Raw genomic sequence first — 26425 nt, forward strand, 5'->3', positions numbered from 1 at the left:
CGACCTGGCGCCGCCATTGCGAATGCGGCGCCTTCCGGCAACGATTATGCGGACGAAAGCGCGAGTCGCGGCAGCGCGGCGAGCGCGTTAGCCGAAGTGGATAGGCCGAGTGAACCGGCGTCGAGACCGCGCAGTTCGGCGAGCACGTCGCCGATGCGCGGCACCTGGTCGGGCGTGTTGCGGGATTTGTACGCCCATTCGGGCGCGATGTCGGGCGCGTCCGTCTCGACGACGATCGCGTCGAGCGGCAATTGCGCCGCAAGCCGGCGGATCTGCAACGCGCGCGTGAATGTCACGTTGCCGCCGAAGCCGAGATGCAGCCCCTGCGCGAGATACGCTTCGGCCTGCTGGAAACTGCCGTTGAATGCATGCGCGATGCCGCGCCGCACGCCGAAGCGGCGCAGCCCCGCGAGCACGCGGTCCTGCGACTTGCGCACGTGGCACAGCACGGGCAGGTCGAATTCGCGCGCCAGCTTCAGCTGCCCCTGGTAGAAGAACTGCTGCCGGTCTTCGTCGAGTCCCGGCACGAAATAGTCGAGGCCGATCTCGCCGATCGCGACGAAGCGCGGATCGTCGAGGCTCGCTTCGATCTCCATGCGCAGCCGGTCGAGATCCTCGTCGCGCGCGTGCGGCGTATACATCGGATGGATGCCGAGCGCATAGACGGCACCCGGCGTGCGCTGCGCAAGTTCGCGCACCGTCGTGAAGTTATCGCGCCCGATGCTCGGGATCACGATGCGCGACACGCCGGCCGCGCGTGCCGCCTGCGCGACCGCGTCACGGTCGGCGTCGAACTCGCCGGCATCGAGATGGCAGTGCGTATCGATCCACATGACGGCATCATTCCTGTACCCCTCGCGCCGCGCCGGGACGAACCCGGCGGCCCGGCCAGGGGCGTTCGCTTACACCGGCAGCGCCGGCTCCTCGTGCAGCACGCCGTCGCGCAGCCGCATGATGCGGTCGCAGCGCGCGGCGAGATCGGGATCGTGCGTGACGATCACGAAGCTCGTTTCGAGCGTCTCGGAAAGTTCGAGCATCAGGTTGAACACCGTGTCCGCCGTCGTGCCGTCGAGGTTGCCGGTCGGCTCGTCGGCGAGCACGCACGCGGGTTTCGTGACCAGCGCGCGCGCGATCGCGACACGCTGCCGCTCGCCGCCCGACAGTTCGCCCGGCCGGTGCTTCGCACGCGGGCCGAGACCGACGCGTTCGAGCATCGCCTGGGCCTGCGCGCGCGCGTCCTCGGTCGTCATCCGGCGGATGCGCAACGGCATCGCGACGTTGTCTAGCGCGGTGAACTCGGGCAGCAGGTGATGGAACTGGTAGACGAAGCCGAGCGCGCGGTTGCGCAATTCGTTGCGTTCGCGTTCGGCGAGTTGCGTAAACGGCTTGCCGAGCAGCGACACTTCGCCCGCGCTCGGCTCGTCGAGCCCGCCCAGCACATGCAGCAGCGTGCTCTTGCCGGAACCCGACGCGCCGACGACCGCGAGCTTCTCGCCGCGCCGCACCGTCAGCTCGGTGTTGTTGAGCACCTGCACGTTGAAGCCGCCTTGCACGAACGCCTTCGTGATCCCGCGCGCCTGAAGCACGTATTCCTGCATACCTGCCGAATCCTGTCTGTTGTGTTGTTCTGAATCCGCGAATGCGGTTGCGCGGTCATTCATAGCGAAGCGCCTCCGCCGGCTTCACCTTCGCGCCGCGCCAGCTCGGATAGAGCGTCGCGACGGCCGACAGCGCGAACGCGATCAGGCCGATCCGGATCACGTCGCTCGCGACGAGTTCGGACGGCAGCTCGCTGATGAAGTACACGGACGGCGGCAGGAACTGCACGCCGAACAGGTGCTCGATCATCGGGATCAGCCAAGGGATGCTCCACGCGATCAGGCAGCCGAGCGCGACGCCCGACGCCGTGCCGACGAAGCCGATCGTCACGCCCTGCACAACGAAGATCTTCATGATCGACCCCGGCTGCGCGCCGAGCGTGCGCAGGATCGCGATGTCGGCCTGCTTGTTGGTCACGGTCATCACGAGCGACGACACGAGGTTGAACGCGGCCACCGCGATGATCAGCGTCAGGATGATGAACATCATCCGCTTCTCGATCTGCACGGCCGAGAACCACGTCTTGTTCTGCTGTGTCCAGTCGCGGATGTACAGGCTGCCCGACAGCGTATGCGACAGCTCGACCGCGACCTGCGGCGCCTTCTGCATGTCCGTCAGCCGCAGCCGCACGCCGGTCGGCGCAGTCATCCGGAACAATGCCTCGGCATCGCGGATGTTGATCATCGCGAGCGTGCTGTCGTATTCGTAGTGGCCCGACTCGAACACGCCGACGACCGTGAACTGCTTCAGGCGCGGCATCATGCCGGCCGGCGTGATCGAGCCTTCGGGCGCGACCAGCGTGACCTTGTCGCCGACCGTCACGCCGAGGTTGCCGGCGAGCGCGTCGCCGAGCACGATGCCGAACTGGCCCGGCACGAGCGCACCGAGCTGCCCGGCCTTCATGTCCTTGCCGATGTCGGATACCTGCGGCTCGAGCGTCGGCTCGACGCCGCGCAGCATCACGCCGCTCACCGCGTCCTGGCGCGTGAGCAGCGCCTGCGCGTCGACGTACGGCGCCGCGCCGGTCACCGACGGATTGCGGCGCGCTTCCTGCGCGGTCAGTTGCCAGTCGGGCATCGAGCCCGTCGGCGAGAACACCTCGACGTGCGCGAGCACCGACAGCATGCGGTCGCGCACTTCCTTCTGGAAGCCGTTCATCACCGACAGCACGACGATCAGCGCCGCGACGCCAAGCGCGATCCCGAGCATCGACACGAGGGCGATGAAGGAAATGAAGCCGTTGCCGGTCGTGCGTTTGCCGGCGCGCGTATAGCGCCAGCCGATCTGCCATTCGTACGGAAGTTTCAAGCGAATCCTTTCTGCTGGTTACGGCGGGAAGGCGCCCCGCGGCCGGACCGCCGCCCGGCGGCGGCCACCGGCCCGGGCACGGTCGAAAAACGGCCGCCGGACGCGAACGGGCCGTCTGCCGGCCCGATCACGCGCGCAGTTTGCCATACAATGCGCACCATCATGCACGACCGACGCCTCCATTTTCTCGTTCCGTTCGCGCTGCCGTCGGCGGCCGATGCGGCCTCGTCCCTGCACACGCTGGACAGCCCCGCGCTCGAAAAGTTGCTCGCCCGCGCGCGCCTCGTCGAGCGCGTGGCCGGCGAGGACTTCCAGCGCACGCTGCCGCACGAGCGCTGGCTGGCCCGCCAGTTCGGCGCGACCCAGGGCAACGCCGCGGACGAGGCGCCGCTCGCGCCCTACATGTTGCTGGCGGACGGCGGCGACCCCGGCGCACAGGCATGGGCATGCGTCGAGCCCGTGCACGTCGAAATCGCGCACGATCACCTGGTGCTCGTCGATCCGGCGGCCCTCGCGCTCGACGACGGCGACGCGGCCGCGCTACTCGCGGTCGCGCGGCCGCTGATCGAGGAGCTCGGCGTGCGGCTCGAAGCGCCGAACCCCGCGCGCTGGTACCTGTCGAGCGAACAGCTCGCACGGCTCGCCGGCGCCGCGCCGCTGCGCGCAAGCGGCCGCAACATCGAGATCTGGCTGCCGCACGAGGCGCACACGGGCGAACGCTCGCGGATGTGGATGAAACTGCAGAACGAAGTGCAGATGGCGTGGTTCCAGCACCCGGTCAACGAAGCCCGCGAGGCGCGTGGCCTGCCGGCCGTCAATTCGATCTGGTTCCATGCGCAGGGCACGCTGAAGCCGGTCGGCAAGCCGTTCGCGCGCGTGCTGTCCGCGTCGCCCGCCGCGCTCGGCCTCGCGCGCGCCGCACAGGCCGAAGCCGGCGCCCCACCCGCCGCGTTCGGCGCGCTGCCCGCCGGCGACGGCGCGACGCTCGTCGAACTCCCGGCGTTGACCACCCCATTCATCGAACAGGACTGGGCGCGCTGGCACGACGGGCTCGCCGCGCTCGAGCGCGACTGGTTCGCGCCGGTGCTCGCCGCGCTGCAAAACGGCGCGCTCGCCAGCGTCGAATTCACGCTGTGCGGCGATACGAGCTCCGTGACGCTGCACGCGACGCGCGGCGACCTGCGCAAGTTCTGGCGGCGCCGTGCGCTCGCCTCCCTGTTCGAATAACAAGCAGACCCCGAATGACCCGGATCGTTACCCGCCCCGTCGCGCCCGCCGACGCCGAAGTGCTCGCGCGCCACGGCCTGCATCCCGTCCTCGCGCGCCTGTATGCGTCGCGCGGCGTGCAGTCCCCGACCGACATCGAGACCGCGCTTGCGCGCCTCGTCCCGCCTACCGAGCTGAAGGGCTGCGCCGACGCGGCGTCGCTGCTCGCCGACGCGATCGCCGACCAACGACGCCTGCTCGTCGTCGCCGACTACGACTGCGACGGCGCGACCGCGTGCGCGGTGGCGGTACGCGGCCTGCGGATGTTCGGCGCGCAGATCGACTACCTGGTGCCGAACCGCTTCGAATACGGCTACGGCCTCACGCCCGAGATCGTCGAGCTCGCGGCCGTGCGCAAGCCCGACCTGCTGATCACAGTCGACAACGGGATCGCGAGCGTCGCGGGCGTCGAAGCCGCGAACGCGCGCGGCATCGACGTGCTCGTCACCGACCACCACCTGCCCGGCGACGCGCTGCCCGCCGCCCGTGCGATCGTCAACCCGAACCAGCCCGGCTGCGCGTTCCCGAGCAAGCACATCGCCGGCGTCGGCGTGATGTTCTACGTGCTGCTGGCGCTGCGCGCCGAATTGCGCCGCCGCGGCGCATTCGCGAGCAAGGAAGCCGAGCCGCGCCTCGACGGCCTGCTCGACCTCGTCGCGCTCGGCACCGTCGCCGACGTCGTGCGGCTCGACGGCAACAACCGCGTGCTCGTCGCGCAGGGGCTGCAGCGCATCCGCAACGGCCGCATGCAGCCGGGCATCGCCGCGCTGTTCCGCGCCGCCGCGCGCGAAGCGCGCACCGCGTCGGGCTTCGACCTCGGCTTCGGCCTCGGTCCGCGGCTCAACGCCGCGGGGCGGCTGTCCGACATGTCGCTCGGCATCGAATGCCTGATCACCGACGACATCGGCCGCGCGTGGGATCTCGCGCAGCAGCTCGACGTGATGAACCGCGAGCGCCGCGAGATCGAGGCCGGCATGCAGCAGCAGGCGCTCGCCGATCTCGCCGACGTCGACCCGGCCGACGCGTGCACGATCACGCTGTTCAACCCCGAATGGCACCAGGGCGTGATCGGCATCGTCGCCGGGCGGCTCAAGGAAAAATTCCACCGCCCGTCGTTCACGTTCGCGCACGCGGACGACGAAGGCAAGCGGGTCAAGGGATCGGGCCGGTCGATCGCCGGCTTCCACCTGCGCGACGCGCTCGACCTCGTGTCGAAACGCGAACCGGACCTGATCGTCGCGTTCGGCGGCCATGCGATGGCGGCCGGCCTCACGCTCGATACCGAGAACGTGCCGCGCTTCGCGGCCGCGTTCGAGGCCGTCGCGCGCGAATGGCTGTCCGACGACGCGCTCGCCCGCGTGATCGAGACCGACGGCGAACTCGAGGACGCATACTTCACGCCGCAGTTCGTCGGGCTGCTCGACGAAGCCGTCTGGGGGCAAGGTTTTCCGGCCCCGCTTTTCTCGGGCGAATTCGACGTCGTGTCGCAATCGCTCGTGAAGGAAAAACACCTGAAGCTGCAGCTTGCACGCGGCCGCCAGCGCTTCAACGCGATCTGGTTCAACCACACCGAGCCGCTGCCGGCGAGCGCGCTGATCGCGTATCGCCTCGTCGCCGACACGTGGAACGGCGTCACGCGCGTCCAGTTGATCGTCGAACACGCGGCCGGCTGAGCGCGGGCCGCCCGGCCCGCGGTGCCCGCCGATGCGTGCACGCCGCACCGGACGGGGCCGCGGCACGCGTGCGAGCACCGTTCGCGTCACCGGGCAACCCTGCCGATCGGCTATAATTCCGCTTTTTTACGAAGCAAGAAAAGCGAACGATCATGGAAGCGGAACGTCTCAACGCGATCGAAAGCTCCCTGCTCGACCTGCGCAACCGCGCGGGCGAGCTCCGGGGGTATCTTTGACTACGACGCCAAAGCTGCGCGTCTGATCGAAGTCAACAAGGAACTCGAAGACCCGAACGTCTGGAACGATTCGAAGAACGCCCAGGCACTCGGCCGCGAGAAGAAGCTGCTCGAAGGCGTCGTCACGACGCTGACGGCGCTCGATAGCGACCTGCGCGACGCGCTCGACCTGTTCGAACTGGCCCGCGAGGAAGGCGACGAAGATACCCTCGTCGCATCGGAAGACGACGCCGCGAAGCTCGAAGCACGCGTCGGCGACATCGAGTTCCGCCGGATGTTCTCGAACCCGGCCGACCCGAACAACTGCTTCATCGACATCCAGGCCGGCGCCGGCGGCACCGAGGCGTGCGACTGGGCGTCGATGCTGCTGCGCCAGTACCTGCGCTACTGCGAACGCAAGGGCTTCAAGGCCGAGGTGCTCGAAGAGTCCGACGGCGACGTCGCCGGCATCAAGAACGCGACGGTCAAGGTCTCGGGCGAATACGCATACGGCTTCCTGCGCACCGAAACGGGCATCCACCGTCTCGTGCGCAAGTCGCCGTTCGATTCGTCGGGCGGCCGCCACACGTCGTTCTCGTCGGTGTTCGTGTATCCGGAAATCGACGACTCGATCGAAGTCGAGATCAACCCGGCCGACCTGCGCATCGACACGTACCGCGCCTCGGGCGCCGGCGGCCAGCACATCAACAAGACCGACTCGGCCGTGCGGATCACGCACATGCCGACCGGCATCGTCGTGCAGTGCCAGAACGACCGCTCGCAGCACCGCAACCGCGCGGAAGCGATGGCGATGCTGAAGTCGCGCCTGTACGAAGTCGAGATGCGCAAGCGCCAGGCCGAACAGGACAAGCTCGAATCGAGCAAGACCGACGTGGGCTGGGGCCACCAGATCCGCTCGTACGTGCTCGACCAGAGCCGCGTGAAGGATTTGCGCACGAACGTCGAAATGAGCAACACCCGCGCGGTGCTCGACGGCGATCTCGACGACTTCATCAGCGCGAGCCTCAAACAGGGCGTGTAAGCGCCGCGGCGCGGCGCGGCCTGGCCAGGTCGCGCCGCCCTTGCCCTTCCCGTTTGCGTTGCCGCACCCACTCCGAATTCCGACCATCATGACCGAACCGACCCAAACGCAGCCCGCCGTCGCAGCGGACGAAAACCAGATCATCTCCGAGCGCCGCGAGAAGCTGCGCGCCTTGCGCGAACAAGGCGTCGCCTACCCGAACGACTTCCGGCCGACGCACCACGCTGCCGATCTGCAGGTGAAATTCGCCGACTCGGACAAGGCCGCGCTCGAAGCGAACCCGGTCGAGGTGTCGGTTGCCGGCCGCATGATGCTCAAGCGCGTGATGGGCAAGGCGAGCTTCGCGACGGTGCAGGACGGGTCGGGCCAGATCCAGTTCTTCGTGACGCCGAACGACGTCGGCACGGAAACCTACGACGCGTTCAAGAAGTGGGACCTCGGCGACATCGTCGCCGCGCGCGGCGTGCTGTTCCGCACCAACAAGGGCGAGCTGTCGGTTCAGTGCAAGGAACTGCGCCTGCTGTCGAAGGCGCTGCGTCCGCTGCCGGACAAGTTCCACGGCCTCTCCGACCAGGAAATGCGCTACCGCCAGCGCTACGTCGACCTGATCGTCACGCCGGAAACGCGCGACACGTTCCGCGCGCGTACCAAGACGATCGCGTCGATCCGCAAGTTCATGGATTCGGCCGACTTCATGGAAGTCGAGACACCGATGCTGCACCCGATCCCGGGCGGCGCGGCCGCGAAGCCGTTCGTCACGCATCACAATGCGCTCGACATGCAGATGTTCCTGCGCATCGCGCCGGAGCTGTACCTGAAGCGCCTGATCGTCGGCGGCTTCGAGCGCGTGTTCGAGATCAACCGCAATTTCCGGAATGAAGGCGTGTCGCCGCGTCACAACCCGGAATTCACGATGATGGAGTTCTACGCCGCGTACACCGACTACCGCTGGCTGATGGACTTCACCGAGCAGCTGATCCGCCAGGCGGCGATCGACGCGCTCGGCACCGCGACGATCCAGTATCAGGGCCGCGAGCTCGACCTCGCGAAGCCGTTCCATCGCCTGACGATCACGCAGGCGATCCAGAAGTACGCGCCGCAGTACACCGACGGCCAGCTGTCGGACGACGCGTACCTGCGCACCGAACTGAAGCGCTTCGGCGTCGACGTCAAGCAGCCGGCGTTCCTGAACGCGGGCATCGGCGCACTGCAGCTCGCGCTGTTCGAGGAAACGGCCGAAGCGCAGCTCTGGGAACCGACGTTCATCATCGACTACCCGGTCGAGGTGTCGCCGCTTGCACGCGCATCGGATACGGTGCCGGGCATCACCGAGCGTTTCGAGCTGTTCATGACCGGTCGCGAGATCGCGAACGGCTTCTCGGAGCTGAACGATCCGGAAGACCAGGCCGCGCGCTTCAAGAAGCAGGTCGAGCAGAAGGATGCGGGCGACGAGGAAGCGATGTTCTTCGACGCCGACTACATCCGCGCGCTCGAATACGGGATGCCCCCGACCGGCGGCTGCGGGATCGGCATCGACCGTCTCGTGATGCTGCTGACCGACAGCCCGACGATCCGCGACGTGCTGCTGTTCCCCCATCTGCGCCGCGAAGACTGACGGCCTGCCCGCGTGTGCGCCGCGCCCTGTGGCGCGCACGCATCGGCTTTGTAACGACGCGTAAATCCCGCCAGCCGGCGTCCGCCGGCTTGCGATCCTCCCCCGTTTTATTCCCTCGTCGCGACGGCCTGCCCCGGGTTTTCCCGGTAACGATCGCCCACGCCCCGCTGCAATTCGTTACACCTTGATACGGCGCGCGCCGCGCCGGTCGACGACACTCTTTTTGCGTCACCACGCATGACCACGGGACCAGAACAAGGCGCCGGAACGCCAAGTCTGCTTGACCCCGAAGCGTGGGATCCGGCCCGGCGCCACGTGCCGATCCGGATCGACATCGGAGAAAAAAATGGACAACCAGAATCAGACCACGCCGCAAAAGCAACGCCTCCACCCGCTGATCGCCACTGCAGCCGGCGCCGTCATCGTCGCCAGCCTTGCAGCGACGGCGGCGATCACGGGCGTATTCCCGAAGGCCAGCAGCAGCAACGAACAGAACGGCCAGACCCAGGCCGCGCTGATCGCGTCGCAGCCGGCCGTCGATACGGCCGCGGCCGCCAGCGCCGCGCTGGCCGCGCAAGCCCGGCAGCAGGCAGCCGAACAGGCCGCCGCGCAGCAGAAGGCGATCGCACAGGCCGAACCGAAGCCCGCGCCGCGCCCGGTGACCACGCACCGCCGTCACACGCCGGCACCGCAGCCGCCGCAATACGCGCAACAGCCGTCGGCGCCCGCACAGGCGGCCTACTGCCAGAGCTGCGGTACGGTCGTCGCAATCACGCAGACGCGCACGCCGGGCCAGAGCTCGGGGATCGGCGCCGTTGGCGGTGCAGCGGCCGGCGGCCTGCTCGGCAACCAGTTCGGCAACGGTAACGGCCGCACCGCGATGACGATCATCGGCGCGCTCGGCGGCGGTCTCGCCGGCAACCAGGTCGAGAAGCAGGTACGCGCGGAAACCGACTATCAGGTGCAAGTGCAGATGGAAAGCGGCGCGACGCGCACGTTCACGTACCACAACCCGCCGCCGTTCGGCCAGGGCCAGCGCGTGCGGGTCGAGAACGGCACGCTGGTCGGCGCGTAAGCGTCCCCTGCCCGCGTGTCGTGCGCGGACAAGCGACCTGACAACAAAAACGGCTCGTGAGCGATATGCTCACGAGCCGTTTTCTCATTCGGGCCGTATGCGCCATTGCGGCGCACGCCGTGCTCAGTCTTCGTCGTCGAAATCCGATTCGTCGATCCAGTGCGCCTGGATCGCTTCGAGGATCTTCTCGCCGGAATGCTTCGGATCGTCGTCGAAGCCGTCGAGCTCGAGCACCCACTGGCGCAGGTCGACGAAGTTGATCCGCTGCGGGTCGATGTCCGGGTGCTTGTCCGCCAGCGCAATGGCTATTTCGCGCGAATCGGTCCATTTCATCGCCTGCCTCCGGTTTGTCAGTGATTTTCCTTCGCATGGTTGATCGAGTACTTCGGAATCTCGACCACCAGGTCCGAATCTTCGTTCACGATCGCCTGGCACGACAGGCGCGACGTCGGCTCGAGGCCCCACGCCTTGTCCAGCAGGTCGTCCTCGTCCTCCTCGGACGGCGCCAGATCGTTGAAGCCCTCGCGGATCACCACGTGGCACGTCGTGCACGCGCACGACTTCTCGCATGCATGCTCGATCTCGATTCCGTGGTCGAGCAGGTTGTCGCAGATACTCTTGCCGGGCGTCGCGTCGATCACTGCGCCGTCCGGGCACAGTTCGACGTGAGGCAGCACCACCAGTTGAGGCATGTCCGTTCCGTCAGTCAGGGTGCGGCGACAGGCGCCGCACGGTTCATTATCGCGCGGGCCGTCGCCGGCCGATGCGCAGTTCGTGAATTCAGATCTCGTCGAGCCGGCGGCCCGACAGTGCGCGCTTGATGCTCTTGTCCATCCGGCGCGCCGCGAATTCGTCGGTGCCGTCGGCCAGCGCCTTGGTCGCCGCTTCGATCGCATTCGTATCGTCGCCTTGCGCAACCGCGCGCAGCGCCGCGGCGAGCGCGTCGATCTGCGTGCGCTCGTCCGCATCGAGCAGTTCGCCGTCGGTCGCCAGCGCGGCCTGCGTCGCCTCGAGCATCCGCTCGGCCTCGACCTGCGCTTCGCGCAGCGCGCGTGCGCGCATGTCGATTTCGGCGGTCTTGAAGCTGTCCTCGAGCATCTTCGCGATGTCGTCGTCGGCGAGGCCGTACGACGGCTTCACGACCACCGACGCCTCGACGCCCGACAGTTGTTCGCGTGCGAACACCGACAGCAGGCCGTCCGCATCGACCTGATAGGTCACGCGAATCCGCGCGGCACCGGCCGTCATCGGCGGAATGCCGCGCAGCTCGAAGCGCGCGAGCGACCGGCAGTCGGCGACGAGCTCGCGCTCGCCCTGCACGACGTGGATCGCCATCGCGGTCTGGCCGTCCTTGAAAGTCGTGAATTCCTGTGCACGAGCGATCGGAATCGTCGAGTTGCGCGGAATGATCTTTTCGACGAGGCCGCCCATCGTCTCGACGCCGAGCGACAGCGGAATCACGTCGAGCAGCAGCCAGTCGTCGCCGGTACCGCGATTGCCCGCGAGCAAGTCGGCCTGGATCGCAGCACCGAGCGCGACGACCTGGTCCGGATCGAGGTTCACGAGCGGCGGCTGGCCGAAATACGTCGCGACCGCGTCACGGATTACCGGCATGCGCGTCGCGCCGCCGACGAGCACGACGCCCTTGATGTCGGCCGGCGTCACCTGCGCGTCGCGCAGCGCCTTGCGGGTCGGTGTGAGCGTGCGCTGCACGAGCGGCTCGACGAGCGATGCGAACGTGTCGTGCGAGATCGTCTGCACGACGTGCGCGCCGCCCGACAGCGTCACGTCGAGCGACGCGTGCGGCGCGGACGACAGCGTTTCCTTCAGCACACGCACGCGGTCGAGCAGCAGGCGCACGTCCTCGGGCGCGAGCGTCTTTGCGTCGATGCCGGCCTGCGCGAGCACCTGACCGAACAGCGCGTGATCGAAGTCGTCGCCGCCGAGTGCGGAATCGCCGCCCGCGGCCAGCACTTCGAACACGCCCTTCGTCAGCTTCAGGATCGACAGGTCGAACGTGCCGCCGCCGAGGTCATACACCGCGTAGAGACCTTCGGCTGCGTTGTCGAGGCCGTAGGCAATCGCCGCGGCAGTCGGTTCGTTCAGCAGGCGCAGCACGTTGAGGCCCGCGAGACGCGCGGCATCCTTGGTCGCCTGGCGCTGCGCTTCGTCGAAATACGCGGGCACCGTGATCACCGCGCCGACCAGATCGTCGCCGAGCGAATCCTCGGCGCGATAGCGCAGCGTCGCGAGAATCTCGGCCGACACTTCGACCGGGCTCTTCACGCCGTCGACGGTACGGATCTGCACCATGCCCGGCGCATCGACGAATTCGTACGGCGCGTTCGCCGCGCCTTCGACCTCGGCCTTGCCGCGGCCCATGAAGCGCTTGACCGACACGATCGTGTTGCGCGGATCGGTCGCGGCCTGCTCTTTCGCTTCGTGGCCGATGCGGCGGCCGCCCTTCTCGAGGTAACGGACCACCGACGGCAGCAGCACGCGGCCCGCTTCGTCCGGCAGCACTTCGGCCACGCTGTTGCGCACGGCCGCGACGAGCGAGTTCGTCGTGCCGAGATCGATCCCGACGGCGAGTCGCCGCTGGTGCGGCGCCGGCGCCATGCCCGGTTCGGAAATTTGCAGTAAAGCCATCTTGGTTCGTTCGGGCGCTCGGCCCGTTTGCTGCGCGTGCCGCAAGGCACGCGGTTAAGTTTCGAGGCGCTCGATCTGTGCGCCCACTTCCGACGCGACGCGTTCGATGAACATCAGCTGGCGCACGGCCTCGGCGGCCGCCTGATCGGCGCCGCTGTCGAGCAGCGTGCCGAGGCGCTCGACGCGTACGCGCTTCTCGTCGCGCAACTCGGCGAGCAGCGTGTCGAGTGCGGCGACGTTGCGGGCGGCCGCGGCATCCTCGATGCCCTCGCGCCACTCCATCTGCTGCATCAGGAACGCCGGTTCCATCGCGGTGTTGTTTTCTGCGCCGATGTCGACGCCGCGCAGCAACAGCAGATAGGACGCGCGTTTCAGCGGATCGCGCAGCGTGCGGTACGCCTCGTTCGCGCGGGTTGCCCATTGCATCGCGATGCGCTTCTGCGCGTCGCCGGCCGCCGCGAAGCGGTCCGGATGCACCTGCGTCTGCACCGTCCGATAGGCGGCGTCGAGCGCCGTCTCGTCGAGCGCGAATTGCGCCGGCAGGTGAAACAGGTCGAAGTGGCTGTCTTTCAGCGAGACCATCGTCGCGTTCAATTCCGGTTCGTCGCGCGGCAAACGCCGCACATTAAAAAGGCGGCCCGTGCCGCCTCTTGCCCGCATCGCGCGGAGATCCGCGTCACACGCGGAACGATTCGCCGCAGCCGCACTCGTCCTTCATGTTCGGGTTGTTGAACTTGAACCCTTCGTTCAGGCCTTCGCGGGCGAAGTCGAGCTCGGTGCCGTCGATATACGCGAGGCTCTTCGGATCGACGACGACCTTCACGCCATGGCTCTCGAACACCTGATCCTCGGGAGCCAGCTCGTCGACATACTCGAGCTTGTACGCGAGCCCCGAGCACCCGGTCGTGCGAACGCCAAGCCGCAGGCCAACACCCTTGCCGCGACGGACGAGGTATTTCTGCACGTGCTGTGCTGCTTTTTCGGTCAGTGTAATTGCCATGATGTCCTTGCCGCGGCACGCCACCGGGGCCCGCCGCGTTCCGTCTGAAGCCCGCTCGATGCCGCTCAGGCCGCTGCCTGATCGCCTTCCTTCGTGTCGTGGCGCTTCTTGTAGTCGGCCACGGCTGCCTTGATCGCGTCTTCCGCGAGGATCGAGCAGTGAATCTTCACCGGCGGCAGCGCGAGCTCTTCGGCGATCTGCGTATTCTTGATCGACAGCGCCTCGTCGAGCGTCTTGCCCTTCACCCATTCGGTCACGAGCGAGCTCGACGCGATCGCCGAGCCGCAACCGTAGGTCTTGAACTTCGCGTCTTCGATCACGCCGTCCGCGCCGACGCGGATCTGCAGCTTCATCACGTCGCCGCAGGCCGGCGCGCCGACCATGCCCGTGCCGACCGTGTCGTCGTCCTTCGCGAACGAACCGACGTTGCGCGGGTTTTCGTAGTGATCCAGAACCTTGTTGCTGTAAGACATGACTCAGACTCCTTGACTCGTTACGCTGCGTGCGCCAATCCGCCCGCGGGTGCATTCAATGCGGTGTTCAGTGTGCGGCCCATTCGATCGTCGACAGATCGATGCCTTCCTGGTGCATTTCCCAGAGCGGCGACAGTTCGCGCAGCTTCGCGATCTTGCTGTTCAGCAGGTTGACCACGAAGTCGACTTCCTGCTCCGTCGTGAAGCGGCCGACCGTGAAGCGGATCGAGCTGTGTGCGAGCTCGTCGTTGCGGCCGAGCGCACGCAGCACGTACGACGGCTCCAGCGACGCCGACGTACATGCGGAGCCCGACGACACCGCGACGTCCTTGATCGCCATGATCAGCGACTCGCCTTCGACGAAGTTGAAACTGATGTTGAGGTTGTGCGGGACACGGTGCTCCATGTCGCCGTTCACGTACGTTTCCTCGATTTGCGACAGGCCGCGCAGCAGCTTGTCGCGCAGCATGCGGACGCGCTCGTTCTCGGTCGCCATTTCTTCGCGCGCGATGCGGAACGCTTCGCCCATGCCGACGATCTGGTGCGTCGCCAGCGTGCCCGAACGCATCCCGCGCTCATGGCCGCCGCCGTGCATCTGCGCCTCGATGCGCACGCGCGGCTTGCGGCGCACATACAGCGCGCCGATGCCCTTCGGGCCGTAGGTCTTGTGCGCCGAGAACGACATCAGGTCGACCTTCAGCTTCGCGAGGTCGATCACGACCTTGCCGGTCGACTGCGCGGCGTCGACGTGGAAGATGATGCCCTTCTCGCGGCAGATTTCACCGATCGTCTCGATGTCCTGGATCACGCCGATCTCGTTGTTCACGTGCATCACCGACACGAGGATCGTGTCGGGGCGCAGCGCGGCCTTGAACACGTCGAGGTCGATCAGACCGTCATCCCTCACGTCGAGGTAGGTGACTTCGAAACCGTCGCGCTCAAGCTCGCGGCACGTATCGAGCACGGCCTTGTGCTCGGTCTTCACCGTGATGATGTGCTTGCCCTTGCCCTTGTAGAAGTTCGCGGCACCCTTGATCGCGAGGTTGTCCGATTCCGTTGCGCCGGACGTCCAGATGATCTCGCGCGGATCCGCGTTCACAAGTGCGGCCACCTGCTCGCGCGCTTCCTCGACCGCACGCTCCGCGTCCCAGCCATAAGCGTGGCTGCGCGACGCCGGGTTGCCGAACTGCTCGCGCAGGTACGGCACCATCTTGTCGACCACGCGCGGATCGACGGGCGTCGTCGCGCTGTAATCCATATAGATGGGCAGGTGGAGAGTCTCTTGGGTCATCTGTCGCTCCGGATATTCTGTGCAGGGACTATGTGCGTTATGGGGTATGGCGGGCGCCTTCGCGCTCACGAACTCGCGATGTTGAACACCGAATTGGGGCCGAGCGGCATCGTACGCACGGGCTCGGCCGGCGCGGCGACGGGCTCCGGCGTGCGCCGGTCGCGCAGCACCGCGGGCGCGCCCTCGCGTGCGCGCTGCTGATCGACGAGATCCTGCAGCGACACGGAATCGAGGTATTCGACCATCTTCTGGTTCAGGGTCGACCACAGCTCGTGCGTCATGCAATGGCCGTCGGGCTGCTTCGAGCCGTCGCACGTGCCCTTGCCGCCGCACTGCGTGGCGTCGAGCGGCTCATCGACCGCGATGATGATGTCGGCAACGGTGACGTCCTGCGCGCGACGCGCGAGGTTGTAGCCGCCGCCCGGGCCGCGCACGGATTCGACGATTTCATGCCTGCGCAGCTTGCCGAACAGCTGTTCGAGATACGAGAGCGAAATCCGCTGGCGCTGGCTGATGCCTGCAAGCGTCACCGGGCCCTGCTCCTGGCGCAGTGCCAAGTCAATCATCGCCGTGACGGCGAAACGGCCTTTGGTGGTGAGTCTCATGGTGTCTAGGGGACTGCAATCTTGACGATTTTGGTCAAGTATAAATATTTGACGAATTTAGTCAAGTATCCATGCCTTCGAAAGGGTATTCGCAAATCGCTGAATCCCGTGCGATCAGCGCTCCGTGCGGACCCGAAGCGTCTCCAGCAGGCCCGCGCACGCGCGTTCGACCTGATCGAGCACCTGCTCGAAGCCCTGTGCGCCGCCGAAATAGGGATCGGACACTTCGGTTTCGGTCGCGCCCGGCGCGAATTCCATCAGCAGGCGCACCTTGTCGCGATGCTGCGCCGGGCAGCGGCGGTGCAGTTCCGCGAGATTCGCTTCGTCCATCGCGAGCAGCAGGTCGAAACGCTCGAAATCCGCCGCACTCACCTGCCGCGCGCGCAGCGCCGACAGGTCGTAGCCGCGGCTGCGCGCGGCAGCCTGCGCACGCGTATCGGGCGGCTCGCCCACATGCCAGTCGCCGGTGCCGGCCGAATCGATCGCGATCCGGTCCGCCAGCGCGGCAGCGTCGACCTGATGGCGCATCACGCCTTCCGCGGTGGGCGAACGGCAGATGTTGCCGAGACAGACGAAACAGATCGCAACGCGAGTCATCGCACTATCGGAAAACCGCGGCGGACCGCGTGGGAGAAGAACGCGCCATTATACAAAGGCGCCCGAAATCGCGCCGCCGCGCAAAGCGACGGCGCCGTGCATTACAGCGCCTTCGGCACGGCGAGCACGACGTCGCCGGATGCCGCCGGCAGCGGCTTCGCCGCGTCGTCGACCAGCCCGAACGACACCGCGCGCGCCAGTTCGGCAGACGCCTGGTGAACCGCGAGCGGGCCGCGCGCCGGCGCATCGGCCATCGCATGCAGATAGGCAGCCGCGGCCAGCGGGACGACGATTGCCAGCGGCCAGTACATCGATATTGTCTTTTTCATGATGCGGACCTCCTTGACCTCGTTCCCCGAAACCCGATTCCGGGGACTACAGACAGGATTCTATAGACCGCATCTATCGAGATAAATATGCAAATAGCGAACGCACTGTTGTCGCCGGATGAACAGTGCTCAGCCGAGATGGCTCTGCGATGCCGCGTACAGTTCGCGGAACGTGCGCCCGGTCGGCGTCGGCATGTCGCGCGTGTCCATCCAGCCGCCCATCATCGGCAGGCGCCGCAGCGTGCCGCCGTTGCCGCCCAGCCGCTCGAGGACGCGCACCGCGAGCTTGGTCGTCAGCGCGTACAGCGTCGGCCGCCGCGCGACGAAGCCCCACGCGGCGAGCGCAGCCCGCTCGCGCCACGGCCGCAGGTGCCGCTCGACCTGCTTCTCGCGCAGCGTGCGCAACAGGTGCGACAACGGAATCCCGACGGGGCACACGCTGTCGCATTCGCCGCACAGCGTCGCGGCCTGCGGCAGGTCGAGCGTGCGCTCGAGCCCGACGTAGCTCGGCGTCAGCACCGCCCCCATCGGCCCCGGGTAGACCCAGCCGTACGCATGGCCGCCGACCTTCTGGTAAACCGGGCAGTGGTTCATGCACGCGCCGCAGCGGATGCAGCGCAGCATCTCCTGGAACTCGCCGCCGATCAGGCCCGTGCGGCCGCCATCGACGAGCACCACGTAGTTGTGCTCGGGGCCGTCCTCGTCGCCCGGCCCGCGCGGCCCGGTCAGCAGCGAGAAATAGTTCGACGTCTTCTGCCCCGTTGCCGAGCGCGGCAACAGGCGCATCGCGGTCGCCAGATCCTCGAGCGTCGGCAGCACCTTCTCGATGCCCGTCACCGCGACATGCACGCGCGGCATCACCGTGCACATCCCCTCGTTCCCTTCGTTCGTCACGATCGCGACCGAACCCGTCTCGGCAATCACGAAGTTGCCGCCCGTCACGCCCATGTCGGCCGACATGAAATGCGGGCGCAGCACCTCGCGCGCCTCGCGCGTCATGTCCGGAATCTCGGTGAGCCGCGCGCGATGGTGCGTGCGCGCGAACAGGTCGGCGATCTCGTCCTTGTCTTTGTGCACGACGGGCGCAATGATGTGGCTCGGCGGCTCGTTGTCGTTGATCTGCAGGATGTATTCGCCGAGATCCGTCTCGACCGACTGCACGCCCATCTCCGCGAGCACCGCGTTCAGACGCATCTCCTCGGACACCATCGACTTGGTCTTGATGACCTTCTTCACGTCGTGCCGGCGCGCGATGTCGGCCACGAGCCGCGCGGCATCCGCGGTCGTTTCGGCAAACAGTACCGTCGTGCCGCGCCGCGTCGCCTCGCGCTCGAATGCGTCGAGCCACACGTCGAGGTTCTCCAGCGCGCGGTTGCGGCGCGCCTTGAGCGCGGCGCGCGTGGCCGGGAAGTCGATCGCGGTCATCGCGTCGGCGCGCGCGGACACGAACTTCGTCGACAGCTTCTTCAGGTTCTGCTGCAGGCGCTGGTCGGCCAGCTTCTGGCCGGCGCGCGCCTTGAAATGCATCGATTGGACTTGCATCGCGGTATCGGGGGAAAAATGAGCGGAACCGGGCGTCAGACGTCGCCCGCCAGCACTTGCGCGACGTGCAGCACGCGCGTGTCGCGGTCGCCGGTGCGGCGCAACCGCCCTTCGATGTTCAGCATGCAGCCGAGATCGCCGAGCACGACTGCGCCCGCGCCCGATGCGCGCACGTTCGCGCATTTCTCGTCCGCGATGGCCGCCGAAATATCGCCGTACTTGACCGCGAACGTGCCGCCGAAGCCGCAGCAGTGCTCGCAGTCCTTCATCTCGGTGACCGCGATGCCGCGCTGCGCGAGCAGCGCGCGCGGCTGCGCCTTCACGCCGAGTTCGCGCAGGCCCGAGCACGAGTCGTGATAGGTAACGGGCCCGGTGAATTCACCGGGCTCGAGCGAGACCTTGGCGACGTTCGCAAGGAAATCGGTCAGTTCGTAGACTTTCTGCTGAAACCGCGCGTAGCGCCCCATCAGTTCGGGGTCGTCGCGGAACAGGTCGCCGTAGTGGGTGCGGATCATCCCGCCGCACGAACCCGACGGCGCGACCACGTAATCGAACTGCTCGAACTCGCGCAGCGTCTTTTCCGCGAGATCGCGCGCCAGCGCGCGCTCGCCGGAGTTGTAGGCCGGCTGGCCGCAGCAAGTTTGCGCGGGCGGCACGATCACCTCGTAGCCGGCGTCGCGAATCAGCTTGAGCGCCGAGAAACCGATTTCGGGGCGCATCAGATCGACCAGGCAGGTCACGAACAAACCGACTCGCATACGTGCTCCTTCGAGAAAACGGCTCTCATTATCCGCCGTTTGGCCGGCAAGACCAACGCGGGCTTGCGCGCAAGCCCGCGCGGCGCGAAGCGAGGACTTCCTCGAACGGCGTTCGCTTTTTTCACAATACGAGATACAATCGGCCCAACCCCGCCTGACGCGTCAACCGATTCCTCCCCGACATGAGCCAACCCACCCCGGATTCAAAAACGTCGATCCAGGTGATCGAACGCATGATGCGGCTGCTGGACGCGCTCGCCGCGCACAGCGACCCCGTCAGCCTGAAGGAGCTTGCGCAGCGGACGGAGCTGCATCCGTCGACCGCACACCGCATCCTCAACGACATGGTGACCTGCCGTCTCGTCGACCGCTCCGACCCCGGCACGTACCGCCTCGGCATGCGGCTGCTCGAGCTCGGCAACCTCGTGAAGGCGCGCCTGTCGGTGCGCGACGCGGCGCTGATGCCGATGCGCGAGCTGCACCGTCTCACCGGGCAGACCGTGAACCTGTCGGTGCGCCAGGGCGACGAGATCGTCTATATCGAGCGCGCATATTCGGAGCGTTCGGGGATGCAGGTCGTCCGCGCCATCGGCGGCCGCGCGCCGCTGCACCTCACGTCGGTCGGCAAGCTATTCCTCGCGGCCGACGAAACGTCGCGCGTGCGCGCCTATGCGACGCGCACGGGGCTGTCCGGCCATACGCAGAACAGCATCACCGACATCGCGAAGCTCGAGCGCGAGCTGACGATTGTCCGCCAGCAATCGTGCGCACGCGACAACGAGGAGCTGGAGCTCGGCGTGCGCTGTATCGCGGCCGGCATCTACGACGATTCGGGCAAGCTCGTCGCGGGCCTGTCGCTGTCGGCGCCGGCCGATCGCCTGCAGGACGCGTGGCTCGGCCAGTTGAGCCGCACGGCGCTCACCATCTCGGAATCGCTCGGCTACCGGCCGGCGCCCGCGAAGGATGCGGACGGGCTGCAGCGGCAGGCATAAGCCGCCTTCACCGGCCTCGGTTCTCCCGAACGAAAAAACCCCGCGATTGCGGGGTTTTTTCTTGCAGCCAGTCGGCGCGGCGGCGGACCGCCACAGACGATCAGGTGCCGCCGTTCGGCGTGTTGGCTGCCGTCAGGCGCTCGCCGCCGCCGGCATCGAGCCAGTTGCGCAGGCGTGCCGCGTCGGCGAAGCGCGAATACTTGCCGAACGAATCGAGCAGCACCATCACCATCGGCCGGCCGTGGATCGTCGCCTGCATCACGAGGCACTCGCCCGCTTCGTTGATGAAGCCCGTTTTCTGCAGGCCGATGTCCCACGAGCCGTTGCCGCGGATCAGCGCGTTCGTGCTGTTGTAGACCAGATTGCGCTTGCCCGTGTACACCTCGTAGGTGCGATCGGTCGAGAACTGACGAATCATCGGGTACTGGTACGCGGCATTGACCATCTTCACGAGGTCGCGCGCGCTCGACACGTTCGAGCTCGACAGGCCCGTCGAATTCTCGAAGTGCGTGTCGGTCATGCCGAGCGCCTTCGCCTTCGCGTTCATCGCGGCGACGAACGCCGGACGGCCGCCCGGGTAGTAACGCGACAGCGCGGCGGCCGCGCGGTTTTCCGACGCCATCAGCGCGATATGCAGCATGTCCTCGCGCGACAGCACCGAACCGACCGACAGGCGCGAGCCCGTGCCCTTCTCGTAGTCGCGGTCTTCGTCGGTGACTTCGATCTGGTCGGCCATCGGCGACTTCGAGTCGAGCACGACCATCGCCGTCATCAGCTTCGAGATCGACGCGATCGGCACGACGGCGTGCGAATTCTTGTCGAACAGCGGCTCGCCGGAATTCTGGTCGACGACGTACGCGACGCTCGAGCGCAGCGCAAGCGCGTCCGGCGTGTCGTGCAGGCCGAACGCCTGGCCGACGGTCGGACGACGCGGCTGGAACGCGACCTGGCGCACTGCGCCGCGGTGGCCGCCGTGCACGCCCGCCGCGAGCGTCATGCGCTTGCGCGACGCTTTCGCGCGCGGCGCATCGGCCGCGGCGACCCTGGCGGATTGGCTGGATGCTGCCTTGACCGACTTCTTCGCGGACGAAGCAGGAGCGACGGCCTTTTTCTTGGCGGCTTGTTGGGTCTTCGCAGTGGCGGCAAAGGCGTCAGCGGGCGCGACGGACGCGGCGGTCGCCAGCAAGGCGACGGCGACCGACACAGCCGCGCCGAGCGTCATGCTCTGCAACAATCTGCGCGGTGAAAACGATTCGGCTTTCATTGGGGTCTGGACAAAGCGGGCGGGAGGTTTCCGCAAGTGTAGTTAAAGCTTAAAAAAAGAGCAATATTAGGCACTTACCGATCGTCGTTAAACCGGAATGTAAGGGTCAGCCAACCTCAGACCAATCGACCCTCCCGCCCCCATCGAAAAAAATCATGGGAAGCACTGCCCGACAGCGCCCGTCTCCCGATTACCACACGGTTAATTGAGATAACGTCACTTTCGGGGCAATTTAAAGCGGGGAAACTACGTATCCGGCGCTCGGCGTGCCTGCAGCGCCTCTTGACCATGGCGAAGGCACGTCGCCACGGCATGCGCATCGAAACGGCGCGTTTTCGACAGGAACGGAAGGATAACGTTCCACGAGCCTGTCAGGTTTACCTGTGCATGCTCATGGTGCGCCGCGCCTGCCCCTCGCCCGTGCGCACCATTTGGGATCGAGCGTGAAACCGATTCCGAACGGCCATGATAACTCATTGTTTTATCGATAATTTGTCACGATTGTGCAACGCACAAAAAATACTTGACATCCGTTTTCTCTGCCCTAAAATATGTTTCATTGCTGCGTTGCACAAAGCACGCGCATCCGAGTTTCCCCATCGTAGTGCCCCTTACCCTGCGATCGACGCGATCGCTTTTCAGGAGCTTGACATGTCCTTGCTGACCCCCGAGCAAATCGCCGCCGCACAGAAAGCCAACCTCGAAAGCCTGTTCGGTCTGACGACCAAGGCGTTCGAAGGCGTCGAAAAGCTGATCGAATTGAACCTGCAGGTCGTGAAGTCGACGCTGGTCGAGAGCCAGGAAAACGCACAGCGTCTGCTGTCGGTGAAGGACGCTCAGGAACTGATCGCGCTGCAAGCGAGCCTGTCGCAGCCGGTCGCGGAAAAGGTGCTGTCGTACGGCCGTCACCTGTACGAAATCGCATCGTCGACGCAAGCCGAATTCACGAAGGTTGCCGAAGCGCAATTCGAAGAGCAGAACAAGAAGGTCCAGGCACTCGTCGACAACGTCGCGAAGAACGCTCCGGCCGGTTCGGAAACGGCTGTCGCCGCGCTGAAGTCGGCACTGAACGCTGCGAACACCACGTACGAAACGGTTCAGAAGGCAACGAAGCAAGCCGTCGAGATCGCTGAAACGAACTTCAACGCTGCTGCTGCCGTCGCAACGAAGGCTGCCACCGCCGCCGCTGCGCGTCGTTCGAGCAAGCCGGCCGCGTAAACGCCCCCTGCTCCTGAAAGAGCCGCGCCCAGCGCGGCTTTTTCGTTTCCGGCGCCGGAAACGGCGCGAACCGGCAGCCGTTCGCTACGCTCGAACGGCCGTTCGAGCGCCGCGCCGGCCGCGAGCAAAAGAAAACGCCGCCGCCTGGATTGCCCGGGCGGCGGCGTTTTTTCATGGCCGGTACAGGACCGGCCGTGCCGGTCGCGTTACTTCTTGCGTTGCGGCGGCAGGTCCGTACAGACACCTTCGTACAGTTCGGCGGCCATGCCGACCGACTCGCCGAGCGTCGGGTGCGGATGGATCGTCTTGCCGATGTCTTCCGCGTCCGCGCCCATCTCGACGGCGAGGCACACTTCGCTGATCAGGTCGCCCGCGTTCAGCCCGACGATGCCGCCGCCGATCACGCGATGGGTTTCCTCGTCGAAGATCAGTTTCGTGAAACCTTCGTCGCGGCCGTTCGCGATCGCACGGCCCGAAGCGGCCCACGGGAACACCGCCTTGCCGTACTTGATGCCTTCGGCCTTGCACTGGTCTTCCGTCTTGCCGGCCCACGCCACTTCCGGATCGGTGTACGCCACCGACGGGATCTGCAGTGCGTCGAAGTACGCCTTCTCGCCGTGCGCGGCTTCCGCTGCGACGTGGCCTTCATGCACGGCCTTGTGCGCGAGCATCGGCTGGCCGACGACATCGCCGATCGCGAAGATGTGCGGGACGTTCGTGCGCATCTGCTTGTCGACGTCGATGAAGCCGCGATCCGTGACGGCGACGCCGGCCTTGTCGGCGCCGATCTTCTTGCCGTTCGGGCTGCGGCCCACCGCGACGAGCACGAGGTCGTAGCGCTGCGCTTCCGCCGGCGCCTTCTCGCCCTCGAACTTCACGTAGATGCCGTCTTCCTTCGCTTCCGCGCCGACTGTCTTGGTCTTCAGCATCACGTTGCCGAAGCGCTTCGCGTTGTACTTTTCCCAGACCTTCACGAGATCGCGGTCCGCGCCCATCATCAGGCCGTCCATCATTTCGACGACGTCGATCTCGGCACCGAGCGTTGCGTACACCGTCGCCATTTCGAGGCCGATGATGCCGCCGCCGATCACGAGCATGCGCTTCGGCAGCTGGCGCAGTTCGAGCGCGCCCGTCGAATCGACGACCCGCGGGTCTTCCGGCATGAACGGCAGCTTCACGGCCTGAGAGCCCGCGGCGATGATCGCCTGCTTGAACTTGACGACCTTCTTGCCGTTTTCGCCCTGCACTTCCATGTGATACGGATCAACGAACGCGCCGACGCCCGTGACGACTTCGACCTTGCGCGCCTTCGCCATGCCTGAGAGGCCCGTCGTCAGCTTCTTGACGACGCCGCCCTTGAAGTCGCGCAGCTTGTCGAGATCGACCTGCGGCTTGCCGAACGTGATGCCGTGCGACGCGAGCGCCTCGGCTTCGTCGATGACGAGCGCCGTGTGCAGCAGCGCCTTCGACGGGATGCAGCCCACGTTCAGGCACACGCCGCCGAGCGTCGGGTAGCGTTCGACGAGCACCGTCTTCATGCCGAGATCGGCTGCGCGGAACGCGGCCGAGTAGCCGCCGGGGCCGGCGCCGAGCACGAGCATGTCGCATTCGATGTCGACTGCGCCGGCGTAGCTGCCGGCTTGCGGCGCGGGCGCGGCTGCGGCCGGTGCCGGAGCAGCCGCTGCGGGCTTGGCCGGTTCGGGTGCTTTCGCGGGTACGGCGGCGGCGGCCGTTGCTTCGACGATGGCGATGACGGTGCCTTGCGAGACTTTCTCGCCGGCCTTGACCTTGACTTCCTTGACGGTGCCGGCGACGTCGCTGGGCACTTCCATGGAGGCTTTGTCCGATTCGAGCGTGATGAGCGTCTGCTCTTTTTCGATCACGTCGCCCGGCTGCACGTTGACTTCGATGACATCGACGCCGCTGAAATCGCCGATATCCGGAACCTTGACTTCGATGAGACTCATTACTGTCCCCTTCTTGATTAGCTGCAGACAGAGGGGGGAGAAACTCGCGAGCGAACTACGGCCTGACAAAAGAACGGCGACTTGGGGCAGAACCACCTTTGCCGTCCGCCCAAGGACGCGCCTTTCTTTTGGTTACTTTTCTTTGGAAGACAAAGAAAAGTGACCGCCGCCCCGCGCAGGGGCGACGCTAGCAGACCGTCAGGAAAACCAGTTCAACGACGAAGCGTGGATAACCAACATAAACCCCACGCCCCCGCGAGCCCCTCCCCGCTCATCAAAGAACGATGCGCCGGAAATCGCCGAGCAACGCGCCGAGATACGCATTGAACCGCGCGGCTTCCGCGCCATCGATCACGCGATGGTCATACGACAGCGACAGCGGCAGCATGAGACGCGGCACGAACTGCTTGCCGTCCCACACCGGCTTCATCTGCCCGCGCGACAACCCGAGGATCGCCACTTCCGGCGCGTTGATGATCGGCGTGAAGTTCGTCCCGCCGATCCCGCCGAGCGACGAGATCGAGAAGCAGCCGCCCTGCATCTGGTCCGGCTTCAGCTTGCCGTCGCGCGCGGCCTTCGACAGGTCGCTCATTTCCTTCGCGATATCGACGAGACCCTTCTTGTCCGCATCGCGGATCACCGGCACGACGAGGCCGTTCGGCGTATCGGCGGCGAAACCGACGTGGAAGTACTGCTTGAACACGAGGTTGTCGCCGTCGAGGCTCGCGTTGAAGGTCGGGAATTTCTTCAGCGCGGCAACGACCGCCTTGATCACGAACGCGAGCATCGTGAACTTCACGCCCGCCTTCTCGTGCTCCTTGTTCAACTGGACGCGCAGCGCCTCGAGATCGGTGATGTCCGCTTCGTCGTTGTTCGTGACGTGCGGGATCATCACCCAGTTGCGATGCAGGTTCGCGCCCGAGATCTTCTTGATGCGCGACAGCGGCTTCGCCTCGAACGGGCCGAACTTCGAGAAGTCGACCTTCGGCCAGGGCAGCAGGTTCAGCTCGCCGCCGCCTGCCGGTGCGGCCGCTGCCGCGCCCGGCGCTGCGCGCTGGCCCGTCATCACGCCCTTCACGAAGCCCGTGACGTCGTCCTTCGTGATGCGGCCCTTCGGCCCCGAACCTTGCACGCGTGCGACTTCGACGCCGAGTTCGCGCGCGAACTTGCGCACCGACGGCGAAGCATGGCTGGCGCGGTATTCGCCCGACGGCGCTGCGGCCGCAGCCGGTGCCGGTGCCGGCGCAGCCTTCGCGGGTGCGGCGGCGGGCGCCGGAGCCGATGCAGCAGCGGCCGGAGCCGGTGCGCTCGCCTGCGGAGCGGCAGCCGGTGCGCCTGCGGCTTCGAGCAGCACGATCAGCGTGCCTTCCGACACCGAATCGCCGACCTTCACCTTGATGTCCTTCACGACGCCCGCAGCCGGGCTCGGCACGTCCATCGTCGCCTTGTCCGATTCGAGCGTGACGAGCGACTGCTCCTTCTCGACCGTGTCGCCGACCTTCACGCCGATCTCGATCACCGGGACGTCCTTGTAGTCGCCGATGTCGGGCACCTTCACTTCGAGCGTGCCGCCGGCCGCTGCCGGTGCGGCAGCCGGTGCTGCTGCGGCCGGTGCCGGCGCTGCCGCCGGAGCCGGGGCTGCAGCCGGCGCAGCCGCGCCGTTCGGCTGTGCGGCCGCGCCGCCTTCGAGCAGGATGATCAGCGTGCCTTCCGACACCGAGTCACCCACCTTCACCTTCACTTCCTTGACCGTGCCCGCCGCGGGGCTCGGGACGTCCATCGTCGCCTTGTCGGACTCGAGCGTGACGAGCGACTGCTCGGGCTCGACCGTGTCGCCCGCCTTCACGAGCACTTCGATGACGGGCACGTCCTTGTAATCGCCGATATCCGGCACCTTCACTTCGATCGCTTGACTCATCTGTATCTGTCTCCATGGCCGCGCGCGCT

General features: G+C 66.5%; 25 protein-coding genes. 7 read left to right on the forward strand and 18 right to left on the reverse strand.

Annotated features, from left to right (window positions below; genetic code table 11):
- Positions 1–44: 44 nt before the first annotated feature.
- The 3 genes from ACPUER_RS17145 to ACPUER_RS17155 all read right to left on the reverse strand — a co-directional run bounded on the left by ACPUER_RS17145 (position 45) and on the right by ACPUER_RS17155 (position 2907).
- Complete coding sequence (locus tag ACPUER_RS17145) at positions 45–833, reverse strand: TatD family hydrolase (RefSeq protein ID WP_310141634.1); 789 nt, start codon at positions 831–833, stop codon at positions 45–47.
- A gap of 69 nt (positions 834–902) precedes the next feature.
- Positions 903–1661, reverse strand: a complete 759-nt coding sequence (gene lolD / locus ACPUER_RS17150; RefSeq protein WP_371287048.1) for a lipoprotein-releasing ABC transporter ATP-binding protein LolD — start codon at positions 1659–1661, stop codon at positions 903–905.
- Entirely contained in the window at positions 1654–2907 is a 1254-nt protein-coding gene (locus ACPUER_RS17155) for a lipoprotein-releasing ABC transporter permease subunit (RefSeq protein ID WP_310141630.1), read from the reverse strand. Before ACPUER_RS17155 ends, lolD begins: the two co-directional genes overlap by 8 nt.
- A gap of 162 nt (positions 2908–3069) precedes the next feature.
- Here ACPUER_RS17155 and ACPUER_RS17160 point away from each other — a divergent pair, with 162 nt between their 5' ends.
- The 5 genes from ACPUER_RS17160 (at position 3070) to ACPUER_RS17180 (ending at position 9793) form a co-directional block, all read left to right on the forward strand.
- Positions 3070–4134: a regulator gene (locus ACPUER_RS17160; RefSeq protein ID WP_310141628.1), complete on the forward strand. Its 1065-nt coding sequence runs from the start codon at positions 3070–3072 to the stop codon at positions 4132–4134.
- 14 nt (positions 4135–4148) lie between these two features.
- Positions 4149–5846 carry a single-stranded-DNA-specific exonuclease RecJ gene (recJ, locus tag ACPUER_RS17165; RefSeq protein WP_425131653.1) on the forward strand — a complete coding sequence of 566 codons (1698 nt, stop codon included), beginning with the start codon at positions 4149–4151 and terminating at the stop codon, positions 5844–5846.
- 152 nt (positions 5847–5998) lie between these two features.
- Positions 5999–7103, forward strand: a protein-coding gene (gene prfB, locus ACPUER_RS17170) for a peptide chain release factor 2 (protein ID WP_110281339.1) whose coding sequence is annotated in 2 segments (ribosomal slippage) — positions 5999–6079 and positions 6081–7103 — 1104 coding nt in all. Because the reading frame shifts where the segments join, the coding sequence is not laid out codon by codon here.
- Between the two features lie 88 nt (positions 7104–7191).
- Positions 7192–8718, forward strand: a complete 1527-nt coding sequence (gene lysS / locus ACPUER_RS17175; protein WP_425131654.1) for a lysine--tRNA ligase — start codon at positions 7192–7194, stop codon at positions 8716–8718.
- 346 nt (positions 8719–9064) lie between these two features.
- On the forward strand, positions 9065–9793 hold the full coding sequence (locus tag ACPUER_RS17180) for a glycine zipper 2TM domain-containing protein (protein ID WP_425131655.1): 729 nt from the start codon (positions 9065–9067) through the stop codon (positions 9791–9793).
- A 123-nt stretch (positions 9794–9916) separates the two neighbouring features.
- Here the strand turns inward: ACPUER_RS17180 and iscX are convergent, their stop codons facing one another.
- The 12 genes from iscX to ACPUER_RS17240 form a co-directional block, all read right to left on the reverse strand.
- Complete coding sequence (iscX, locus tag ACPUER_RS17185; protein ID WP_021157676.1) at positions 9917–10126, reverse strand: Fe-S cluster assembly protein IscX; 210 nt, start codon at positions 10124–10126, stop codon at positions 9917–9919.
- Between the two features lie 17 nt (positions 10127–10143).
- Entirely contained in the window at positions 10144–10485 is a 342-nt protein-coding gene (gene fdx / locus ACPUER_RS17190; protein ID WP_034183560.1) for an ISC system 2Fe-2S type ferredoxin, read from the reverse strand.
- An 88-nt stretch (positions 10486–10573) separates the two neighbouring features.
- Complete coding sequence (gene hscA / locus ACPUER_RS17195; protein WP_425131656.1) at positions 10574–12442, reverse strand: Fe-S protein assembly chaperone HscA; 1869 nt, start codon at positions 12440–12442, stop codon at positions 10574–10576.
- 54 nt (positions 12443–12496) lie between these two features.
- Positions 12497–13024: a Fe-S protein assembly co-chaperone HscB gene (gene hscB, locus ACPUER_RS17200; protein ID WP_175961300.1), complete on the reverse strand. Its 528-nt coding sequence runs from the start codon at positions 13022–13024 to the stop codon at positions 12497–12499.
- Between the two features lie 94 nt (positions 13025–13118).
- Positions 13119–13442: an iron-sulfur cluster assembly protein IscA gene (gene iscA, locus ACPUER_RS17205; RefSeq protein WP_175961249.1), complete on the reverse strand. Its 324-nt coding sequence runs from the start codon at positions 13440–13442 to the stop codon at positions 13119–13121.
- Positions 13443–13507: 65 nt separating this feature from the next.
- A complete protein-coding gene (gene iscU / locus ACPUER_RS17210) occupies positions 13508–13915 on the reverse strand; it encodes a Fe-S cluster assembly scaffold IscU (RefSeq protein WP_006481982.1) in 408 nt (135 codons plus the stop codon).
- A gap of 67 nt (positions 13916–13982) precedes the next feature.
- Complete coding sequence (locus ACPUER_RS17215) at positions 13983–15206, reverse strand: IscS subfamily cysteine desulfurase (RefSeq protein ID WP_175961250.1); 1224 nt, start codon at positions 15204–15206, stop codon at positions 13983–13985.
- Positions 15207–15271: 65 nt separating this feature from the next.
- Entirely contained in the window at positions 15272–15811 is a 540-nt protein-coding gene (gene iscR, locus ACPUER_RS17220; RefSeq protein WP_009691731.1) for a Fe-S cluster assembly transcriptional regulator IscR, read from the reverse strand.
- Between the two features lie 114 nt (positions 15812–15925).
- Positions 15926–16408, reverse strand: coding sequence for a low molecular weight protein-tyrosine-phosphatase (locus tag ACPUER_RS17225; RefSeq protein ID WP_425131657.1), 483 nt, complete (start codon positions 16406–16408; stop codon positions 15926–15928).
- Between the two features lie 101 nt (positions 16409–16509).
- Entirely contained in the window at positions 16510–16737 is a 228-nt protein-coding gene (locus tag ACPUER_RS17230) for a hypothetical protein (RefSeq protein ID WP_175961252.1), read from the reverse strand.
- A 129-nt stretch (positions 16738–16866) separates the two neighbouring features.
- Positions 16867–18279, reverse strand: a complete 1413-nt coding sequence (locus tag ACPUER_RS17235; RefSeq protein WP_425131658.1) for a lactate utilization protein B — start codon at positions 18277–18279, stop codon at positions 16867–16869.
- Positions 18280–18314: 35 nt separating this feature from the next.
- The gene (locus ACPUER_RS17240; protein WP_034183554.1) at positions 18315–19037 is read right to left on the reverse strand and encodes a (Fe-S)-binding protein; all 723 of its coding nucleotides are present in this window, start codon (positions 19035–19037) and stop codon (positions 18315–18317) included.
- A gap of 182 nt (positions 19038–19219) precedes the next feature.
- Here ACPUER_RS17240 and ACPUER_RS17245 point away from each other — a divergent pair, with 182 nt between their 5' ends.
- On the forward strand, positions 19220–20029 hold the full coding sequence (locus tag ACPUER_RS17245; RefSeq protein WP_034183553.1) for an IclR family transcriptional regulator: 810 nt from the start codon (positions 19220–19222) through the stop codon (positions 20027–20029).
- A 100-nt stretch (positions 20030–20129) separates the two neighbouring features.
- Here ACPUER_RS17245 and pbpG read toward each other — a convergent pair whose 3' ends face one another.
- Positions 20130–21293, reverse strand: a complete 1164-nt coding sequence (gene pbpG / locus ACPUER_RS17250) for a D-alanyl-D-alanine endopeptidase (protein ID WP_175961254.1) — start codon at positions 21291–21293, stop codon at positions 20130–20132.
- Positions 21294–21944: 651 nt separating this feature from the next.
- Here pbpG and ACPUER_RS17255 point away from each other — a divergent pair.
- Positions 21945–22511: a phasin family protein gene (locus ACPUER_RS17255; RefSeq protein ID WP_034183551.1), complete on the forward strand. Its 567-nt coding sequence runs from the start codon at positions 21945–21947 to the stop codon at positions 22509–22511.
- A 206-nt stretch (positions 22512–22717) separates the two neighbouring features.
- On the opposite strand, the gene lpdA is transcribed toward ACPUER_RS17255, so the two are convergent.
- Together lpdA and aceF are read right to left on the reverse strand one after the other, a co-directional pair.
- Positions 22718–24478 carry a dihydrolipoyl dehydrogenase gene (gene lpdA / locus ACPUER_RS17260; protein WP_425131659.1) on the reverse strand — a complete coding sequence of 587 codons (1761 nt, stop codon included), beginning with the start codon at positions 24476–24478 and terminating at the stop codon, positions 22718–22720.
- A gap of 274 nt (positions 24479–24752) precedes the next feature.
- Positions 24753–26396 carry a dihydrolipoyllysine-residue acetyltransferase gene (gene aceF / locus ACPUER_RS17265; protein WP_425131660.1) on the reverse strand — a complete coding sequence of 548 codons (1644 nt, stop codon included), beginning with the start codon at positions 26394–26396 and terminating at the stop codon, positions 24753–24755.
- Between the last annotated feature and the right edge of the window lie 29 nt (positions 26397–26425).

It is taken from the genome of Burkholderia sp. DN3021 (assembly GCF_049805555.1).
Classification (GTDB): Bacteria; Pseudomonadota; Gammaproteobacteria; order Burkholderiales; family Burkholderiaceae; genus Burkholderia; species Burkholderia pyrrocinia_C.

What these genes read in the sequence shown, in the direction of transcription:
- ACPUER_RS17145 (WP_310141634.1), bottom strand. Translation starts at nt 833, where the DNA reads ATGTGGATCGATACGCACTGCCATCTCGATGCCGGCGAGTTCGACGCC.
- lolD (WP_371287048.1), bottom strand. Translation starts at nt 1,661, where the DNA reads ATGAATGACCGCGCAACCGCATTCGCGGATTCAGAACAACACAACAGA.
- ACPUER_RS17160 (WP_310141628.1), top strand. Translation starts at nt 3,070, where the DNA reads ATGCACGACCGACGCCTCCATTTTCTCGTTCCGTTCGCGCTGCCGTCG.
- recJ (WP_425131653.1), top strand. Translation starts at nt 4,149, where the DNA reads ATGACCCGGATCGTTACCCGCCCCGTCGCGCCCGCCGACGCCGAAGTG.
- lysS (WP_425131654.1), top strand. Translation starts at nt 7,192, where the DNA reads ATGACCGAACCGACCCAAACGCAGCCCGCCGTCGCAGCGGACGAAAAC.
- ACPUER_RS17180 (WP_425131655.1), top strand. Translation starts at nt 9,065, where the DNA reads ATGGACAACCAGAATCAGACCACGCCGCAAAAGCAACGCCTCCACCCG.
- iscX (WP_021157676.1), bottom strand. Translation starts at nt 10,126, where the DNA reads ATGAAATGGACCGATTCGCGCGAAATAGCCATTGCGCTGGCGGACAAG.
- fdx (WP_034183560.1), bottom strand. Translation starts at nt 10,485, where the DNA reads ATGCCTCAACTGGTGGTGCTGCCTCACGTCGAACTGTGCCCGGACGGC.
- hscA (WP_425131656.1), bottom strand. Translation starts at nt 12,442, where the DNA reads ATGGCTTTACTGCAAATTTCCGAACCGGGCATGGCGCCGGCGCCGCAC.
- hscB (WP_175961300.1), bottom strand. Translation starts at nt 13,024, where the DNA reads ATGGTCTCGCTGAAAGACAGCCACTTCGACCTGTTTCACCTGCCGGCG.
- iscA (WP_175961249.1), bottom strand. Translation starts at nt 13,442, where the DNA reads ATGGCAATTACACTGACCGAAAAAGCAGCACAGCACGTGCAGAAATAC.
- iscU (WP_006481982.1), bottom strand. Translation starts at nt 13,915, where the DNA reads ATGTCTTACAGCAACAAGGTTCTGGATCACTACGAAAACCCGCGCAAC.
- ACPUER_RS17215 (WP_175961250.1), bottom strand. Translation starts at nt 15,206, where the DNA reads ATGACCCAAGAGACTCTCCACCTGCCCATCTATATGGATTACAGCGCG.
- iscR (WP_009691731.1), bottom strand. Translation starts at nt 15,811, where the DNA reads ATGAGACTCACCACCAAAGGCCGTTTCGCCGTCACGGCGATGATTGAC.
- ACPUER_RS17225 (WP_425131657.1), bottom strand. Translation starts at nt 16,408, where the DNA reads ATGACTCGCGTTGCGATCTGTTTCGTCTGTCTCGGCAACATCTGCCGT.
- ACPUER_RS17230 (WP_175961252.1), bottom strand. Translation starts at nt 16,737, where the DNA reads ATGAAAAAGACAATATCGATGTACTGGCCGCTGGCAATCGTCGTCCCG.
- ACPUER_RS17235 (WP_425131658.1), bottom strand. Translation starts at nt 18,279, where the DNA reads ATGCAAGTCCAATCGATGCATTTCAAGGCGCGCGCCGGCCAGAAGCTG.
- ACPUER_RS17240 (WP_034183554.1), bottom strand. Translation starts at nt 19,037, where the DNA reads ATGCGAGTCGGTTTGTTCGTGACCTGCCTGGTCGATCTGATGCGCCCC.
- ACPUER_RS17245 (WP_034183553.1), top strand. Translation starts at nt 19,220, where the DNA reads ATGAGCCAACCCACCCCGGATTCAAAAACGTCGATCCAGGTGATCGAA.
- pbpG (WP_175961254.1), bottom strand. Translation starts at nt 21,293, where the DNA reads ATGAAAGCCGAATCGTTTTCACCGCGCAGATTGTTGCAGAGCATGACG.
- ACPUER_RS17255 (WP_034183551.1), top strand. Translation starts at nt 21,945, where the DNA reads ATGTCCTTGCTGACCCCCGAGCAAATCGCCGCCGCACAGAAAGCCAAC.
- lpdA (WP_425131659.1), bottom strand. Translation starts at nt 24,478, where the DNA reads ATGAGTCTCATCGAAGTCAAGGTTCCGGATATCGGCGATTTCAGCGGC.
- aceF (WP_425131660.1), bottom strand. Translation starts at nt 26,396, where the DNA reads ATGAGTCAAGCGATCGAAGTGAAGGTGCCGGATATCGGCGATTACAAG.